Raw genomic sequence first — 17,287 nt, 5'->3', positions numbered from 1 at the left:
TGGGTTGTCATGAGTTGTAATACGGTCAGTTGTTTCGAAAATACCACCTTGGTCAATCGCGATATCTACAACAACAGAACCTGGTTCCATTGATTTAATCATTTCTTCTGTTACAAGTTTTGGCGCTTTTGCACCTGGGATTAATACTGCACCGATTACAAGATCAGACTCTTTTACAGCTTCTGCAATATTGTAAGGATTAGACATTAAAGTTTTTACTTGGTTTCCGAAAATGTCATCTAATTGACGAAGACGTTCTGCGCTTAAGTCGATGATTGTTACATCCGCACCTAGTCCAACTGCAATTTTAGCAGCATTTGTACCAGCTTGTCCACCACCGATAATTGTTACTTTACCACGTTTAACTCCTGGAACACCTGCAAGTAAGATACCTTTACCGCCTTTGTTTTTCTCAAGGAATTGTGCACCGATTTGTGCAGCCATACGACCAGCTACTTCACTCATAGGTGCAAGTAATGGTAATGAACGGTTGTCTAATTGTACTGTTTCGTATGCAATCGCAACAACTTTCTTCTCGATTAAAGCTTTTGTTAATTCTGGCTCTGGAGCTAAGTGTAAGTATGTGAATAAGATTAAACCTTCACTGAAGTGTTTGTATTCGCTTTCAATTGGTTCCTTAACTTTCATAACCATTTCCATGTTCCAAGCTTCTTCAGCTGTATCAACAATTTTCGCTCCTGCTTCAACATACTGAGCGTCTGTGAAACCAGATCCTAAACCTGCACCCTTTTGAATGAATACTTCGTGATGGTTACGAATTAAATGTACAACACCTGCTGGTGTCATTGCCACACGGTTTTCGTTGTTTTTAATTTCTGCTGGTACCCCAATACGCATAATGAAATGCCCCCTTATAATTAACAGAAAAAAGAAAGTCTTTTTTCTTTTTGTAATAATTAATAACTTATGTCCTTATTCTAGCATAACTTAAAAGTTATGAAAACGCTAACATACTATTTTTTTAAAGTTTATATATTTAGAATAGTGTAAATATATAAAACATTGATTCTATTAGGTATTCCGTGTCACCCCATTATCTAGCACTCTATTTTTATTATACTTACTCCAAACAAACAGTAATCATTTATTATTTGACAATAATGTAACAATGTAAGAAACCCAAATAACCACGTATACATATACACTTATTATTTTACACAATACTTTAGAGATATATTCTTTTCACAAAAAAACAGCTGCTAGCATTTAGCCAGCAGCTGGATAACTTATAAATAACTTCGAAAACAAATCATCTGTTGTTTCCGTAATTTTATCGAACAAATCACTTTCTTCTGCTTCTTGCTCTTTTAACATCTTAATTGTTTCACGTGCCGATTCAGGATAATCGGTAATGATACCATCTACGTTCAATTTATAATAACCTTTTAAACTTTCCATATCATTTACTGTCCATACGTAAATTGGCTTATTTAACTTTCTTGCTTCTTTTACTAATTTCTTATTTAACATGTATTCTTCTGCTACATAAAAATCAGCCTTCACATTCTTTAAGTTAGCTCTACTCGCATACAGTATATATCCTACTTTTATCTCTGGATTTGCACGCTTAAACTCTTTAATAAGGGGATAATGCAATGTTTGAATAACGCATTGTTTCTCAAAGTCATTATCTTTAATTGTTTTTAGTACTTTATTTACGAAGTCCTTCTCACCACCATGAAGCTTCACTTCTATATTGAGTTTTATTTTATTTTTTGAAAGCTTAATAATCTCATCTAATGTACTAACTTCCCCTGTGAACCCATCTTGGCTAAGAGTAAGCTGCCTTAACTCATCCATCGTTAAATCTGACACATGCACATTGGCATTGGCAAGACGCTTTAACTTCAAATCATGTATAACTGCTAGTTCACCATCTTTTGTTTGTAATACATCTATTTCAGCGTAGTCTGCCTTTGCATCAATAGCACCTTGCACAGCTTCTTTCGTATTTTCTACACCTTTTGAAATATAACCACGATGAGCCATAATAATCGGTTCTTTATACGAATTCGAAATAAACGTTACAATGAAAGCAACGACCATTCCTGCAGTAATAATTCCTACAATATATACACCAATAAATTTCCAACGATGTTTTTGGAAGAAACATTTATCAGCTTTCGTTTTCGAATAATCTAATCCTTCTTCTAATAAAACATCTTCGACGGGAACCTTTTGTAAATACAATCGCGTAATCGCCATAATATAAAATGGTGTCACGATAAAACTAAATAAATACAATGTACTCGTTAAAAACACAGAGATTGTTGATTCAGCTAATAATGCAAATGTTCCCTGCGGGTTCGTAAACTCATACACACCCCATAGACATAATAAATATATTCCAAAAAATACAACATACACAATCCCTATTGAAATGAAAAAGCCTACTAAAAAGAATAGTACTTTCAAAAAGCTTTCTTTTACTAACCTTGCACTTTTACGCGCTGCTGTGCGAAACGGCTTTTGCTCTAATACAACAATAGGTAAAACAAAAATCCAGCGCAGGTTCAAATACGCAACTACAGCAAAGAATGTGTAATAACCAACTTGTCCCATCGTTGTCTTAAACAGTTCTCCTGTAATAAAGTTAGGAATTTGAATTTGCGGAATTAGTGCCGTTTCATATCCCTTACTTAAAAGAGGCAATAATACGACAGCATATAAAATAAATCCCGGTAAGCAATATGTGAAAAGAGTAGGTAAATACGTTACCGTTTTATATAAAATCGGACGTAATTTCACCTTTTGTCTTTTATGAGCGAAATACGAAATAATAATAAGCACCGCAAATTCCGTAAAGATAAGAAACAGTGCTAACAATGACAAAATTACAATTGCCAAGATGCCGTATGGCGTTTTTAAAAATGCTAATAACTCATCATTCGTTGCATTTGCATAACCACCAAAATACAATAACTTATTAAAAATGATCCCAAATAGCGGGACAAATACAATCGCTGCTAATAATTTATAAGCAAGTTGAAAGGTTAATACATTCCAAAAAGCAAATTTAACTGTTTGAAAGGAATGTCCCATTACTCCTGGTATAGATAGTTTTTTACGGTGTTGCATATATTCCTCCAAATTCTAAAACGATATTTGAGATGGATTCCATACTTCCAGTTCCAATCCATCTTTTTAATAATAATATATTCCGCTTAACATGAACACTCTTATACATGCAATGAAAAAAGTGATGGCTATTTCCCATCACTTTTTTCATCTACTCTATTTTTTCTCTAGTCCTTGTCCAAATGCTTTCAAAAAGCTAAAACCGAATGTAATGGCTCTATTGATATCTGGATCTTTTAACACTTTAAAGAAATCCATTACCTTCGTTTTTTTACCACTATTTAATTCATCCGTTGCAAATTGCAATCCAGTAACTAAACTTGATGTAATTTGCTTCGTTACTTCTGGGTCAACTGAAGATAACGCTTCTCCTGCACCCATCATATTGTTTAATGCATTTTTAACTGGCTCACGATTTAATTGCTCCACAGCAATTTTGGACACATCTTCCTTTGCAGCAAGTAAACTAATCGCTGCATCTAAAATGCCAGCTTTCTGTAATTGTGCCAATAACTGCATTGTTTCCTCGACTGCTTCACGGTTATTCGCTAACTCAGTGAACAGTTCCTCTGCCAATTGCTGTTTTTTCTCTTCTTCTGTTACAACCTTTTTTTTGATTAAAGTAATCTCTTTTGCCATTATCTCCGCCCCCTAATTCTGGTCCACAAGTGATACATATTGTTTTCGCTGCCATTTTTGCTCAATTTCAACACCGTTTTGCGGATGACGTTTTTTATCTCTTGGGTTTGAAGATGGTAATGGACGATTTCCTTTTTCACGTAATACGCGCAGTTTCACCATCGTTTGTTTATAAGCTGGTGTACATGTATAAATGTCGGTTGCTGTTCCTGTTAAAATATTGATTGCCTCTTCATTTACTGTCGCATGCATCGGCAAATATAACTCATTTCCAGTTACACGATCTGTAACAAGTGCTTGTACTTTAATCTTCCCAAATGGTGATGCTAATTCTACAAGACCACCATCTTTAACTTTGCGTTCTAAAGCAAGTTCAGGTGAAATTTCAACAAAGACTTCAGACACTTTAGATAAAATTCCAGCCGACTTATTCGTCATATTTCCTTCATGGAAATGCTCTAGCATACGGCCATTATTTAAAAGTAAATCATACTCATCTGGCGCTATAACTGGTGGTACCCATTCATCTAATGATAGACGAGCAAGTTTATCTGGGAAGTTAAATCCGTCTACATATAATAGTGGTGTATCACTGCCATCATGGCTACCCCAACATAAACTATTCCATCCCTCTAAACGGTCGTACGTTGCTTGAGAGTATAACGGGGCAAGTGATGCAATTTCATCCATAATTTCACTTGGGTTTTCATAATTCCAATCCCCACCAAGTGCACGAGCAACTTTTTGCAAAATCCACCAATCTGGTTTGGAATCACCAAGTGGCTTCAATACTTCATACAACCTTTGAATACGACGCTCTGTATTCGTAAATGTTCCTTCTTTTTCTAAACTTGGCGCCGCCGGTAAAATGACATCAGCAAAACGAGCTGTTTTTGATAAGAACATATCTTGAACAACAAGGAAGTCTAAATTCGCTAAAATATGTTGCACATGGTTGGCATTCGAATCCACTAAAGCCATTTCTTCACCCATGACATACATACCACGCAGTTTTCCTTCGTCTGCTGCAAGTAACATTGCGATATTATTTAAACCTGGTGCTTTCGGAATAGTAGTACCATATGCTTTTTCAAATTTTGCACGAAGCGTATCATCTGAAACTGCTTGATAACCCGGAAGCCAGTTTGGTAATGTTGCCATATCACAAGCACCTTGCACGTTATTATGTCCTCGTAACGGATATGCACCTGCACCAGGACGACGGTAGTTACCCGTAACAAGCAGTAAATTTGAAATTGCTGCTGAAGTTGTACTTCCTCCTGTATTTTGAGTTACACCCATTCCCCAAAGTACACAAGTACCATCTGCTTCATATACCATACGAGCCATTTCTTTTAACTGAGCTTTAGAAATACCCGTAATTTCTTCGGTATAATCAAGCGTATATTTTTCTAGCATTTTGCTATATTCATCAAAATTCTTTACATTTTCAGCTATGAACTTTTTATCATGCCAATCTTGATCAATAATATATTTCGTGATACCAGCAAGCCATACATAATCCGTTCCTTGACGTGGATGAATAAATAAATCCGCTCGCTCTGCCATCTCATGTTTGCGAAGGTCTGCCACAATTAATTTTTGTTCGTGTAATTTATGAGCACGTTTTACACGTGTCGCAAGTACAGGATGGCCTTCTGTTGGATTTGCACCAACAATAATAACAAGACCTGCTTCAGCGATATCTTTCACTGTTCCAGCATCCCCGCCCATACCGACAGTTTTAAATAAACCGTCTGTCGCTGGAGACTGACAATAACGTGAACAATTATCTACGTTATTTGTTCCATATATTTGACGGGCTAGTTTTTGCATAAGATAGTTTTCTTCATTCGTTACTTTCGAAGAAGAAATAAAACCAAATGCATCACTGCCATATTCTGATTTAATATGTTGCATGTTAGATGCAACCACCTCAAGAGCCTCTTCCCAAGTGGCTTCAACAAACATATCTCCTTGACGAATTAATGGTTTTGTAATGCGATCTTCACTATTTACAAAGTCCCATCCAAATTTACCTTTTACGCATGTGGAAATACCGTTAACCGGCGCATCTGAAACAGGTTGCACTTTTAAAATATGCCGGTCTTTCGTCCATACTTCGAATGAACAACCGACACCACAAAATGTACAAACGGTTTTTGTTTTATTAACCTTCGTCTTACGCATCGCAGATTCCACTTCTGAAACTGCTAAAATACTGCTATATCCTGGTTCTACATCTTTTACAAAATCAATCATCGGATCTAACACATCTGGTTTTAATCCCGTCATAAAACCAGCTTCACCTAGCATTGTTTTTTCCATTAACGCATTACATGGACATACTGTTACACACTGCCCACAACTCACACAAGATGAGTCATTTATACTTACACCATTGTCCCAAATTACACGTGGACGATCCAGACTCCAATCAATTGACAACGTTTCATTAACTTGTAAATTTTGACATACTTCTACACATTGCCCACAAGCAATACATTGATTTGGATCATATCGATAAAATGGATGTGACATGTCCACTTCACACGCACTTACTTTCGGTTCATACGGATATTTCTGTTCTTCAATTCCCATCATATGCACTGTATTGTGTACTTTACAATTACCGTTATTGTTATCACATACGGTACAATACAATAAATGGTTTTCTAATATTCGATCCATCGCCTCAGTCTGCGCCTCTTTTGCACGCTGGGACTGTCTTTCAATATGCATACCGTTCTCGAGTTTCGTTGAACAAGCACGCATTAACTTTCCATCTACTTCTACAATACATGTATCACAAGTTTGAATTGGATCTACTTCTGGTACATGACAAATTTGAGGATGTTCCAAATTACTCTCGTTAAATAATTGTAGTATCGTCTTTTCACCCGATGCGGAAAATTCTTTACCATCAACGGTTACACGGACTGTCTGTTCTGCCATAGTTTCCCCTCTCCTTACAACCAACTGTACAACACGTTTTTGAATCCGTTTTCAAAAACGCATTACTGTACATATTTTTGAAACACTCTGTCCGAATACTTTTCTTATGAAGTTGATTCTAGATGTTATAAGGTATCACTACGAAAGCTTACAAGTGTCACTATTCTACAGTTCTATTATATCGTACATATACAATAATAACCAAAATAATCTGTTATCTCCCTTTTAATAGATGTTTTTATTTTTTCAATGTTTTATGATAAACATGGGAGAATAATACATATAAAAGGGGCGTTTAATATGGGGGATACGCAAGAGACTTATACAATTGTACGCTATCAATCTGGTACATTTTCAAAACAAATTGATGAGATTGTTACTGAATCTCCTATTACTATTAAATTAAATGGTGAAGAATATGTAACAGTCGTATGCACACCAAATTATATTGAAGATATGGTAATTGGTTTTTTAATTTCTGAAGGAATTATTTCTTCCTATAAAGATGTTGAAAAACTATGGGTTCAAAAAGATAACGGAATTGTCCATGTAACATCATCAAAAGTAAATCCGCTCTATCAAACTTTATATAATAAACGATACATCACTTCTTGCTGCGGAAAAGGTAGACAAGGTTTTATTTTCGTTAACGATGCTGCAAAAGCAAAAGATTTACATGATATACACGTAAAAATTACTCCTGAAGAATGCTTTCACTTAATGAATACTTTACAACAATCTTCCACTACCTTTCGCCAAACCGGCGGTGTTCACAATACCGCGCTATGCGACCGAAACAATATCCTTCTATCAAGAATGGATATCGGAAGACATAATGCATTAGATAAAATATATGGTCACTGTTTGCGCAACAATATATCAGTTAAAGGGAAAATCATCGCATTCAGCGGACGCATTTCATCTGAAATTTTACTCAAAGTTTCAAAAATCGGATGTGAAATTGTTCTATCTAAATCCGCTCCAACAAAACTAGCATTGCAACTCGCTCACGATTTAGGCATTACAGTCGTAGGATTTATTAGAAATGAATCTTGTAATATTTACACACACCCACATCGGATTGATGGTTATCAATCGAATAACTAAAATAACTCCTCAATCGAGGAGTTATTTTAGTTATAAAAATGTAATATATTAAAGACTTGAATAGTTAATAAAGTTAATATATAATTTCATTACATAATCAAAAACAAAATATTGTAGCATATATCTTTTCATTCTTTTACAAATTAAAAGAGACTGCTAACAAAACGCATACACAATCTGATACAAGTAATGGATTTATTTGAAATCCACCAGGGAGGTTACAAATATGGAAATTCGCTTATTAACGACAGAGGACGCAGAAATATATTTAAAAGTTTGTATGGAAGGTTTAACGCAGAACCCAGAAGCTTTTAGCTCTTCTTATGAAGATGTTCTTAAACATGAGAATCCTGTAGCTGCTATGGCAAAACGATTAAGCAATCCGGATAAGTATACTCTAGGGGTCTTCAAAGATAACGATTTAATCGGCATTGCTACTTTAGAAACAAAGCCATTCATTAAACAAGAACATAAAGCAAAAATTGGCTCTGTTTTTGTTTCCCCAAAAGCGCGTGGCCTCGGAGCAGGACGAGCCCTAATTAAAGCAATTATTGAAAATGCCGATAAATTACATGTAGAACAACTTATGCTCGATGTTGTCGTTGGTAACGATGCTGCAAAAAAATTATATGAGTCATTAGGTTTCCAAACTTACGGCGTACAAGAGCGTTCATTAAAACATAACGGTCAATATTGGGACGAGGAACATATGGTTCTGTTCTTAAATGAGTAATACTTCAATATAGCTTTCCAAAAGCACCTTTTGATCAAGAAAGGTGCTTTTTTCATTACAACAATGTAATCTTCATGTCACCTTTATCGATCGTACCAAACCTTTCCATTCATTATACTAAAAGTGTAAAGTGAAACTTTACTCAGTGGGGAACTACATCCCACGCTGATCGCATGTACTTGATATGTAGAGGAGAATGTGACATGAAACATAACAAACGAGCTATGCTTTTAATATTTACTACAGCAATTGTAACTTCTGGATTAGCAATTTTACCTTGGTTTATTATATGAACACTCCCCCTAACAACGAAAAAAGCTTATTGCTTCTTAAGAAGCAATAAGCTTTTATATATTATAAAATCCCTAGAAATTTATTTACACAACTTATAATAATAACCATAGATACGGCAACACACATTACAACCGTATTACGATCTTGCTTTTCTTTTGGTGAAATTTCTTCTTTTGGATTCATGTGTATAATCTCCTTTTTTAAAAAAAGTGTGAGATAGGAAATTTTTCTTATCCGATGCGAGGTGAATACGAAAACCCTCTCTATCTCACATACACAATAGAATGGAATTGTCATTTTATAAATAAAATGACATGACGTTATGTCGCAACATAGGGTATTTTGTGTCGCTACGTTTTCTATTATAAAAAATAGTTGTGCAAAACTAGTGCATTTTTTATGTCAATTACTCTGAGCGAAAAATAACTCTTCCACTCCAATCAGATAAAAAGAGTTTTTTATTATTTTCATGTAAACTATACAAATAGAATGAACAGTTTGGGGTGCACAAGATTATGGTTAAAATTTTATTAGTAGACGATGAAGAACGTATGTTACGATTATTAGATCTGTTCTTAAGCCCTCGCGGCTATTTTTGTATGAAAGCTAACTCTGGCCTTGAAGCACTAAAGTTAATCGAACAAAAAGACTTCGATATTATTTTGTTAGATGTTATGATGCCGAATATGGATGGATGGGATACTTGCTATCAAATCCGTCAAATATCCAACGTTCCAATCATTATGCTAACAGCTCGTAATCAAAATTACGATATGGTGAAAGGTCTTACCATGGGGGCTGATGACTATATTACAAAACCATTTGATGAACATGTATTAGTCGCACGAATTGAAGCAATATTACGCCGTACAAAGAAAGATGGCTTTGTTGGCTTCAATGGTATTGAGTGGGACAAAACAAAACATACTGTCACAGTATATGACGAAAAAATCTCACTAACTCCTATCGAGTTTTCGTTACTTGGACTATTTTTACAAAATACAAACCGTGCTTATAGCCGAGATGATTTAATCGAAAAAATTTGGGGTTATGAAACAGACATCGAATATAGAACAATCGATTCACATATTCGCAATATCCGTGATAAATTACGCAAAAAAGGATTTCCTGTTGAAAACTACTTAGAAACTGTCTATAAAGTCGGATATAAATGGAAAGGTGAATAATTACTTCGGTCAGTGAACAATAGTATATCACTGACCCTTTATATGAAATAAGGTATGGTGAGAAAATGAGTAAACTTTCACTTAAAATTGGGACATACTTTTTAATATTAGCTTTATGTATTGAAACAATTGCTTTCGTTTCTTTTTACAAAAGCATTTCAAAAATGCGCATTGAGGAGGAAACGCTTGCTCTTTTAGAAAAAGGTAATCGCTATAGTAACAAAATTACAAACCGCGCAAAGTGGAGTGCATTTACTAAAGAAAAGAAACATACTGAACGTGCTGAATACAATAAAAACCCTAAACGTCCTGTGTACCCAGAGTTCGATATCGTGGATGAGGCTGAACACTTAGTTGAATCAGAATCAATTGCTAACTCTGATATAGCGATCATTATAACGGACAATAGTGGTAAAATTATTTCCACTTCAGAGCCCGTAACAAAGGCAATGCAAAAACAACTTACTTGTAAAACAGAAACTCTTCCAGAAGGCGGATTGATCGTCGAAAAGAACTGGAAAAAATCAAAATTCATCACAACGGTAAGCCCACTTAACACAACAGAGTTTCAAGGAAAGTTATATATGTTATTAAAAACATCTTTCTTAGAAAATATGTTACTTAAACTCATGAACCAATTTCTTATCATTAGTATTTTGACAATTATTTTAACGACTATTTCTGTCTTTGTTTTTTCTCGTGTTATTACAGAACCACTTATAAAAATGAAGAGAGCAACAGAAAAAATGTCAAAATTAAATAAGCCTATTCAATTAGGGATTAAACGAAACGACGAACTTGGAAGTTTGGCTAAAACTATTGAGGATTTATCTAGTGAACTTACGTATATGAAAAAAGAGCGAAACGAATTTCTCGCTAGTGTTGCTCACGAATTATTAACCCCATTAACCTACATGAAAGGTTATGCGAAGGTTGCCAAAAGAGATTCTCTAACGAAAGAAGAACGTGAAGAATACTTACAAATCATTGAAGACGAAACAGATAGTGTAACCGATCTCGTACAAGATTTATTTATGCTTGTACAATTAGAACAACACCAGTTTGTTATAAAAAAACAAAAAATGCTTCTTCAACCATTTTTAGAACGAATGGTTGAAAAAACAAAAACAACATTAACGAACAAACAAATGCAACTCCATGTATACTGCAAAGATGATGTAGAAGTTTGCATAGACGAAAGACGTATGGAGCAAGTTATGTTAAATTTATTACACAATGCTTATCAACATTCGCTAGAAAACACCACTATTACGATACGCGTACTCACAGAAACAAATTCTTTTACAATAAGTGTACAAGATGAAGGAGAAGGTATTCCTGAAGAAGATATCCCGCATATTTTTGATCGTTTTTATCGTGTTGATAAATCCAGAACGAGAGCTACTGGAGGAAAAGGTATCGGGCTAGCTGTTGCAAAAGAAATTGTAGAATTGCATAACGGTTCCATTCTAGTAACAAGCCAATTAGGAGTAGGAACAAACTTTATAATTGAACTACCTTTTGAATAATATGAGTGTGAAAACACCAGTAGTAGTAAACACTACTGGTGTTATTTTGTTCATAAAATTTGCTCATATAAGCTAAGCTTTTGAAATTATTCTTATTTCAATATAAAATAAAGATACATTTGTCAAAGATTTGGAGGGTGATATAATTGGATATCCATGTATTAACAAAAGACGAAGCGGAAATTTACTTAGAACTTCGTGTAGAAGGATTAAAGCAAAACCCTGAAGCTTTCAGCTCTTCTTATGAAGATATTATTAATAAAGAGTGTGCGATTGAATATAAAGCACAAAAATTAGCACAAGATGAAAACTATACGCTAGGTGCATTTAAAGATGGTAATTTAATCGGAGTTGCGACATTGGAAACGAAACCATATGTAAAACAAGAACATAAGGCTAAGATCGGTTCTGTATATGTCTCTCCAAAGGCACGTGGACTTGGAGCAGGAAAATCCCTGATTAAAGAATGTCTTGAACTTGCTAAATCTTTAGAAGTAGAACAAGTTATGCTTGATGTTGTTGTTGGCAACGATGGAGCAAAAAAACTTTATGAATCATTAGGATTTAAAACATTCGGTGTGCAAGAACGTTCATTAAAATATAACGGACAATATTGGGACGAAGAGCATATGGTCTTATTCTTAGATGAAAATAAATAATAAAAAACATCCTCTCGTGTGTGAGGATGTTTTTTACTTTCTTGTAAACCACGCCGTACTTAATAATTGAATCGCTTTCGCAATTTCTTCTTCTGATAATATTGCAAATCCAAGTAAGACTATATTTTCCGGTGCGGTACCGACTTTATAGTATGTTGAAGCAGGATATATTTTAATACTATATTTTGCAGCTTCTTTAATTAGTTCTTCTTCTCGCATTCCATTATGCACTTTTAATAAAATATGTAATCCTGAATCTTCCCCTATCACTTCAACACGATTAGAGAAATACTTCTTTATTTCAAAAATAAGTCGATCTCTCTTTTTCCGATAGACGACACGCATTTTATGAATATGTTTTTCAAAATGCCCTTCATTTAAAAATCTTCTAATCACTTCTTGGTCTATTCTTGAAACACTTTGTGTATAAAATAAATATTTCTTTTGATACGTTTTAATTAGTTTCTTCGGTAACACCATATAGCTCATCCGTAACGATGGTAACAATGCTTTCGATAGCGTCCCCATATAAATAACTTTCCCATCTGCATCTAACCCTTGCAGTGCAGGTATCGGCTTTCCCGAGTAACGAAATTCGCTATCGTAATCATCTTCAATAATATACCTACCTTCTTCTCTCTTCGCCCATTGTAAAAGCTGCATCCTTCTCGTGATAGGCATAATCATTCCATACGGGAACTGATGAGACGGTGTAACAAATACAACATTCGCATCGCTATTTTCTAAATCTGCAATACAAATTCCATCCCTATCTAAAGATAACATTTGAACTCTGTTTTCTCCTTGTTCAAATGCAACCATTTTCCTATGATACCCTGGGTTTTCGACTGCATAACAGCTCCCCTGTAATAACTGAAACAGTAACTTTACTAATATTTGTGTACCGGCTCCTAATACAATTTGACTCGGCGAACAACGCACACCTCTAGATTCATACAAATAATTTGCAATTTCTTCTCTTAAACTCACTTCTCCTTGTGGGTGACCAAGAAAGAGCAACTCATTATTGTGTGGCTGCCATACGTCATTTATAAGTTTTCGGTACATATTGAATGGAAAAGTATTTGTATCGACTCCTGTTTGTGTGAAATCAAATGTATAATCCCTCTCCAGAAAGGAGACCTCCTCTATTCTATCTTCGCCTCCTTCTACATGAATCATTTGCTCAATTTCACATACGAAGTAACCTTTTCTCGAAATTGACTCAATATACCCTTCTGCAAGTAATTGCTCATACGCGGCTTCTACTGTATTTTTACTTACTTGTAAATAGATCGCTAGCTTTCTTTTAGCCGGTAATTTCGTAAAGGCTGGAATCGTTCCATCTTTAATCTCTTTTTTTATATACTCATACAATTGCACATACAACGCTATTTTACTTTGCGTATTTAAATTAGGCGTTAATTCCAACATAATATCTGACCCCTTAATAAAACTAAAATCTGATACTTTTTACAGTACCAGATTTTATATATAATTCCTTTTATCATGTCACACATAAAAAAATCAAGTACTAGAGAGGAGATGCATGATAGTGAACAATAATAGACGTATTGGACTCATTATGATTATTACAGGAGCTACCTTATGGGGGTTATCTGGTCCAATGATTCAGTGGCTTTTTCAGCATACTAACGTATCATCAATTGATTTTTTAACAATTCGCTTGTTGCTTGCGGGAATATTTATTTTATCTTTCTTGCTTATAAAGAAACAAAACATATTTCAAATTTGGAAACATCCTAGACATTCTATACAACTTATTATTTTCTCTATTCTCGGCATGCTCGGTGCCCAATATGCCTTTATCGAAACAGTTCATATTAGTAATGCTGTCACAGCGACATTGTTTCAATTTCTAGGTCCTGTTCTTATTACCATTTATGTCGCATTTGAACAACGAAAATTCCCTGCTTCTCTGCAACTACTCGCAATTATAACAGCACTAACAGGGACGTACTTTATTATTACAAACGGTTCAATTGAAAATATTGTTTTATCAAAAGAAGCCATTATTTTTGGTCTATTAACAGCAATTGGATTTGCATTTTATACCCTTCATCCTGCTTCCCTTATTAAAGAATGTGGAACAACTGTAGTAATTGGCTGGGGCATGTTAATTGGAGGCATTGCACTGCTTATTTGTAATCGTTCTTTTGGGTGGAATCAAATTTCGCAAACCTTCACACTCCAAACTTTTTCTATGCTTATTCTTATCATCATAAGTGGTACCCTTTCTTTCCTTCTTTATATTGGTAGTCTTAAATATTTAGCTGCAACAGAAACTAGTATTTTATCTAGCATCGAACCACTTGTAGCAGCCATCGTTTCAATCGCTTGGCTAAATGAATCGTTTGGAGCGTATCAATTACTAGGCGGCATATGTATCGTTCTTTCTGTCATTTTCTTAACGATGCCTCAAAAAGAGCGCGATCCAGCCTATTCAACTGAACAAATATAGAAAATGTCAAAAGAGGTCGTATAAAACTTACGACCTCTTTTTATACTTTAAAGGAATTGTCCCGCTTTCTGGCAAATACAATTACACTAACAGTCAACTACCCCCACTGAGATGAAACGTTTCAGTGGGGGCTTGAGTTCGAACGCTAGGTCTTTTCATCTATCGCTAGACAGTTTGACGCTCTAGCATTCATGCAACCTTACGGTAACACCCCAAGTATGTTTTTGGTTGGTACTGACAACGAACGATTGTTTTCCCACTTGCACCACCCTTTCGAAAAAAAAGCAGTTCTTCCTTGTAGAAGAAGCCACCACTCAGATGAATCCGGCGTGTGCTACAAGCCCCGACAAAGTCGAGTACACATGGATGGTTGACGCACCCACTAAGCTATGCACAAAGCAACAGCCTTACGTTTTTGCACTTCTAATAGAATCGGCGCTTTCACTTTGAGGTTGTCATCCAATTGTACAACTTTTGATTTTTGCAATATATTCAATGCACCATTAATATCAGCGTGAATACATGTTCCTGCTTTACTTTGGTACAGACCACGAGTCATTCGTTTACCACTAAAGTGATAATGCGTTCTATCTTCCTTAGACCAAACAGGAACCGGATCTTTATCAAGAAAACTAGCTTTTGAAGTATAGCTTTCTTCTTGTTTGAAAAATCGGATACCTTCTTTTATACATTTATTCTCAATTGCTGCAATCAGTTTATGAAACGGGATTTGAACAAACTTTTGATTATTCTTTTTTCCCATATCAGATTTTTGTTTCCAGCCAGCGTTATACCCTACGACAATCGTATCTATATCGAATTCTTTCGCCTTTTTGAACAACAGGCCTACCGTTTGTGAAATGTAACCATTTATTTGCTTTTCTCGTTTATGCCAAAGTGCAGCCATTCGATTCGTTACAACTCGTTTTGAAAGTCCATTTTCCACATTTTTCAGCCCTAGATTACGTATCATTTTGTTGAAGTATTGGTTAATGGATTTTAGTTTTTTCCCATCAATTAAGAAGGCATCACCTGTATTGGTTACGCAACTTATTAATCTATCTACACCTAAATCGCAACTCAAAGCGTTACTCGTAGTCGTGGATGGTTTCTTCATTTGAGAAACGTGCACTTCATATGTGTAATGCACCTCAAAGAACCGACCTTTTTGCTTCGGTACAATCTCAATGTAGGAGATTTTTTTATTTCTTATGTTTTTAGGCATACGTATTTTAATGGAACCGAATTTTTGCCTGAACGCAACACTCATCGGAATCATCCAATACCCGTTCTCATCTACTTTTGGCACTTGATAGATTTCAATAATTCTTTTGTCAGTGGAACGAGAATAATTCGGAAACTTAGGACGCCCTGTGAAATTCTCAGTTTTTTTCTTCCACTGTTCCAATGCTTTAAAAAAGCTTTTTACTTCTGCATATAAGGCTCTACGAATGGCTTGGACAGAGTTTGATTGCATGCCCCAGTAATTCATATCGGCTTGCATGGCGGTATCCACTTCTTTTACAGTAGCTATTTTATTATGATTCAAATAACTTTGTTTAATGGTATACAACCCAACATTTCGCAATGCTTTTGAACTATGTGACATGCGCTGAAGTAAACGAAATTCTTTAGCCGTGAGACAAGCTCGTCCGATATTTTGTTTCTGCGTGAATCGTTGTATATTTTCTCTTTTCTTCTGTTTACGTAATACTTTCACTGCTTTCTTTCTAGCCATTGTTTTCACCACCTTTCTTAGAGAGTTCATTAAAATTATTTCTTTCCTAAGATAATATTTGAAACGAAACGGAACAAAATGTGAATATAGTCTTCATCGTAATTCCTTTTGGCTCAAGTAACCGAATGATTATGATTATCATTATTCAATTTCGTTGTCTTACGATCTATTCCCTCCTTATCTAAGGGTATATTGTATCGTAAGACAAAAAGAAACAAAAAAGTTCAGCCTTATTGACTGACGGCAATTCATCTCCATCTGAATTGCCGAAAAGGATAAAAATTAGGAGTGTGAAACCATGAAAAAAATTGGAACTATGCTACTTTTCTCCTTTCTCATCGCTGGATGTACACAAGCGCAGCCAGATTCAGAAGCACCTAAAAAAGAAGCTATCGCAACGTCATCCACTCAAGTTAATGCACCTTCCTTCTTTCACCTTAGCGTTTTAAAAGATGTAAATTGGGAAGAAACACCCTCCTTCATACAAGAAAAAATACCTTTAAAAGGCATCGAAGAAAAAGTCGCAATGGCTGATAAACCTATTATCGCAAATGAACACAATGAAATGATGTGGTACTTTTTAGATCCTGAAATGCCAACTGGAAAACTATCTATTGTTGCACTAAAACAAGGATCAGTAACCCCAACACCCGTACTCTTTCAACAAGAAACTTCTAAACCAACTTGGACTACTTCAAATACAATTGATTCTACTACAACCGAACTCCCACTCACTATGTCACTACCTTCATCTGGATTATGGGTATTAAACATATATGTAAATGAAAAATATTATGAGCAATTTGTAATCACCGCTAAGTAAAGTGACAAAAATAAAGCACTTTCTTACAACAATGTAATTTCT

15 protein-coding genes are annotated in these 17,287 nt (G+C 35.1%); 7 read left to right on the top strand and 8 right to left on the bottom strand.

All coding sequences use genetic code 11. From position 1 onward, the window contains the following. From ald to fdhF, 5 genes are all read right to left on the bottom strand, one after another. Positions 1-858, bottom strand: an 858-nt coding sequence (gene ald / locus BAQ48_RS04815) for an alanine dehydrogenase (protein ID WP_071710184.1), incomplete at its 3' end; no start/stop codon positions are given. Positions 859-1,227: 369 nt separating this feature from the next. Beyond that, on the bottom strand, positions 1,228-3,099 hold the full coding sequence (locus tag BAQ48_RS04810; RefSeq protein ID WP_071710183.1) for a glycerophosphoryl diester phosphodiesterase membrane domain-containing protein: 1,872 nt from the start codon (positions 3,097-3,099) through the stop codon (positions 1,228-1,230). After that, positions 3,086-3,250, bottom strand: coding sequence for a hypothetical protein (locus BAQ48_RS27845; protein WP_165613779.1), 165 nt, complete (start codon positions 3,248-3,250; stop codon positions 3,086-3,088). Before BAQ48_RS27845 ends, BAQ48_RS04810 begins: the two co-directional genes overlap by 14 nt. Before the next feature lie 5 nt (positions 3,251-3,255). Further along, complete coding sequence (locus BAQ48_RS04805; RefSeq protein WP_001040512.1) at positions 3,256-3,738, bottom strand: helical membrane plugin domain-containing protein; 483 nt, start codon at positions 3,736-3,738, stop codon at positions 3,256-3,258. A 12-nt stretch (positions 3,739-3,750) separates the two neighbouring features. Next, positions 3,751-6,693, bottom strand: coding sequence for a formate dehydrogenase subunit alpha (gene fdhF, locus BAQ48_RS04800; RefSeq protein WP_071710182.1), 2,943 nt, complete (start codon positions 6,691-6,693; stop codon positions 3,751-3,753). A gap of 300 nt (positions 6,694-6,993) precedes the next feature. On the opposite strand from fdhF, the gene fdhD reads away from it, so the two are divergent. Continuing rightward, positions 6,994-7,800, top strand: a complete 807-nt coding sequence (gene fdhD, locus BAQ48_RS04795; protein ID WP_071710181.1) for a formate dehydrogenase accessory sulfurtransferase FdhD — start codon at positions 6,994-6,996, stop codon at positions 7,798-7,800. 226 nt (positions 7,801-8,026) lie between these two features. Beyond that, a complete protein-coding gene (locus BAQ48_RS04790) occupies positions 8,027-8,533 on the top strand; it encodes a GNAT family N-acetyltransferase (protein ID WP_071710180.1) in 507 nt (168 codons plus the stop codon). 354 nt (positions 8,534-8,887) lie between these two features. Here BAQ48_RS04790 and BAQ48_RS28380 read toward each other — a convergent pair whose 3' ends face one another. Continuing rightward, positions 8,888-9,010: a hypothetical protein gene (locus BAQ48_RS28380; protein ID WP_071710179.1), complete on the bottom strand. Its 123-nt coding sequence runs from the start codon at positions 9,008-9,010 to the stop codon at positions 8,888-8,890. Between the two features lie 332 nt (positions 9,011-9,342). Between BAQ48_RS28380 and BAQ48_RS04780 the strand changes: the two genes are divergently transcribed. From BAQ48_RS04780 to BAQ48_RS04770, 3 genes are all read left to right on the top strand, one after another. Then, on the top strand, positions 9,343-10,014 hold the full coding sequence (locus BAQ48_RS04780) for a response regulator transcription factor (RefSeq protein WP_000238943.1): 672 nt from the start codon (positions 9,343-9,345) through the stop codon (positions 10,012-10,014). A gap of 65 nt (positions 10,015-10,079) precedes the next feature. Continuing rightward, positions 10,080-11,543: a HAMP domain-containing sensor histidine kinase gene (locus BAQ48_RS04775; protein ID WP_071710178.1), complete on the top strand. Its 1,464-nt coding sequence runs from the start codon at positions 10,080-10,082 to the stop codon at positions 11,541-11,543. A gap of 146 nt (positions 11,544-11,689) precedes the next feature. Further along, positions 11,690-12,202, top strand: a complete 513-nt coding sequence (locus BAQ48_RS04770; protein ID WP_071710177.1) for a GNAT family N-acetyltransferase — start codon at positions 11,690-11,692, stop codon at positions 12,200-12,202. Positions 12,203-12,235: 33 nt separating this feature from the next. On the opposite strand, the gene pdxR is transcribed toward BAQ48_RS04770, so the two are convergent. Then, positions 12,236-13,636 carry a MocR-like pyridoxine biosynthesis transcription factor PdxR gene (gene pdxR, locus BAQ48_RS04765; protein ID WP_071710176.1) on the bottom strand — a complete coding sequence of 467 codons (1,401 nt, stop codon included), beginning with the start codon at positions 13,634-13,636 and terminating at the stop codon, positions 12,236-12,238. A 121-nt stretch (positions 13,637-13,757) separates the two neighbouring features. Here pdxR and BAQ48_RS04760 point away from each other — a divergent pair, with 121 nt between their 5' ends. Then, on the top strand, positions 13,758-14,684 hold the full coding sequence (locus tag BAQ48_RS04760; protein WP_071710175.1) for a DMT family transporter: 927 nt from the start codon (positions 13,758-13,760) through the stop codon (positions 14,682-14,684). Positions 14,685-15,066: 382 nt separating this feature from the next. Here the strand turns inward: BAQ48_RS04760 and BAQ48_RS04750 are convergent, their stop codons facing one another. Next, on the bottom strand, positions 15,067-16,422 hold the full coding sequence (locus BAQ48_RS04750) for an RNA-guided endonuclease TnpB family protein (RefSeq protein WP_071710174.1): 1,356 nt from the start codon (positions 16,420-16,422) through the stop codon (positions 15,067-15,069). Positions 16,423-16,720: 298 nt separating this feature from the next. On the opposite strand from BAQ48_RS04750, the gene BAQ48_RS04745 reads away from it, so the two are divergent. Beyond that, a complete protein-coding gene (locus BAQ48_RS04745) occupies positions 16,721-17,245 on the top strand; it encodes a DUF4871 domain-containing protein (RefSeq protein ID WP_071710173.1) in 525 nt (174 codons plus the stop codon). The last annotated feature ends 42 nt before the right edge of the window (positions 17,246-17,287 follow it).

Origin of the sequence: Bacillus luti (assembly GCF_001884105.1) — a bacterium.
In the GTDB taxonomy this organism is placed as follows: domain Bacteria; phylum Bacillota; class Bacilli; order Bacillales; family Bacillaceae_G; genus Bacillus_A; species Bacillus_A luti.
This window is presented reverse-complemented; position numbering and strand designations above follow the sequence as displayed.

Bases quoted from the DNA above. Each gene is read 5' to 3' on its own strand.
- BAQ48_RS04775 (WP_071710178.1), top strand. From the start codon at position 10,080: ATGAGTAAACTTTCACTTAAAATTGGGACATACTTTTTAATATTAGCT.
- BAQ48_RS27845 (WP_165613779.1), bottom strand. From the start codon at position 3,250: ATGAAAAAAGTGATGGGAAATAGCCATCACTTTTTTCATTGCATGTAT.
- BAQ48_RS04790 (WP_071710180.1), top strand. From the start codon at position 8,027: ATGGAAATTCGCTTATTAACGACAGAGGACGCAGAAATATATTTAAAA.
- BAQ48_RS04745 (WP_071710173.1), top strand. From the start codon at position 16,721: ATGAAAAAAATTGGAACTATGCTACTTTTCTCCTTTCTCATCGCTGGA.
- BAQ48_RS04805 (WP_001040512.1), bottom strand. From the start codon at position 3,738: ATGGCAAAAGAGATTACTTTAATCAAAAAAAAGGTTGTAACAGAAGAA.
- BAQ48_RS04810 (WP_071710183.1), bottom strand. From the start codon at position 3,099: ATGCAACACCGTAAAAAACTATCTATACCAGGAGTAATGGGACATTCC.
- BAQ48_RS04780 (WP_000238943.1), top strand. From the start codon at position 9,343: ATGGTTAAAATTTTATTAGTAGACGATGAAGAACGTATGTTACGATTA.
- pdxR (WP_071710176.1), bottom strand. From the start codon at position 13,636: ATGTTGGAATTAACGCCTAATTTAAATACGCAAAGTAAAATAGCGTTG.
- fdhD (WP_071710181.1), top strand. From the start codon at position 6,994: ATGGGGGATACGCAAGAGACTTATACAATTGTACGCTATCAATCTGGT.
- BAQ48_RS28380 (WP_071710179.1), bottom strand. From the start codon at position 9,010: ATGAATCCAAAAGAAGAAATTTCACCAAAAGAAAAGCAAGATCGTAAT.
- fdhF (WP_071710182.1), bottom strand. From the start codon at position 6,693: ATGGCAGAACAGACAGTCCGTGTAACCGTTGATGGTAAAGAATTTTCC.
- BAQ48_RS04750 (WP_071710174.1), bottom strand. From the start codon at position 16,422: ATGGCTAGAAAGAAAGCAGTGAAAGTATTACGTAAACAGAAGAAAAGA.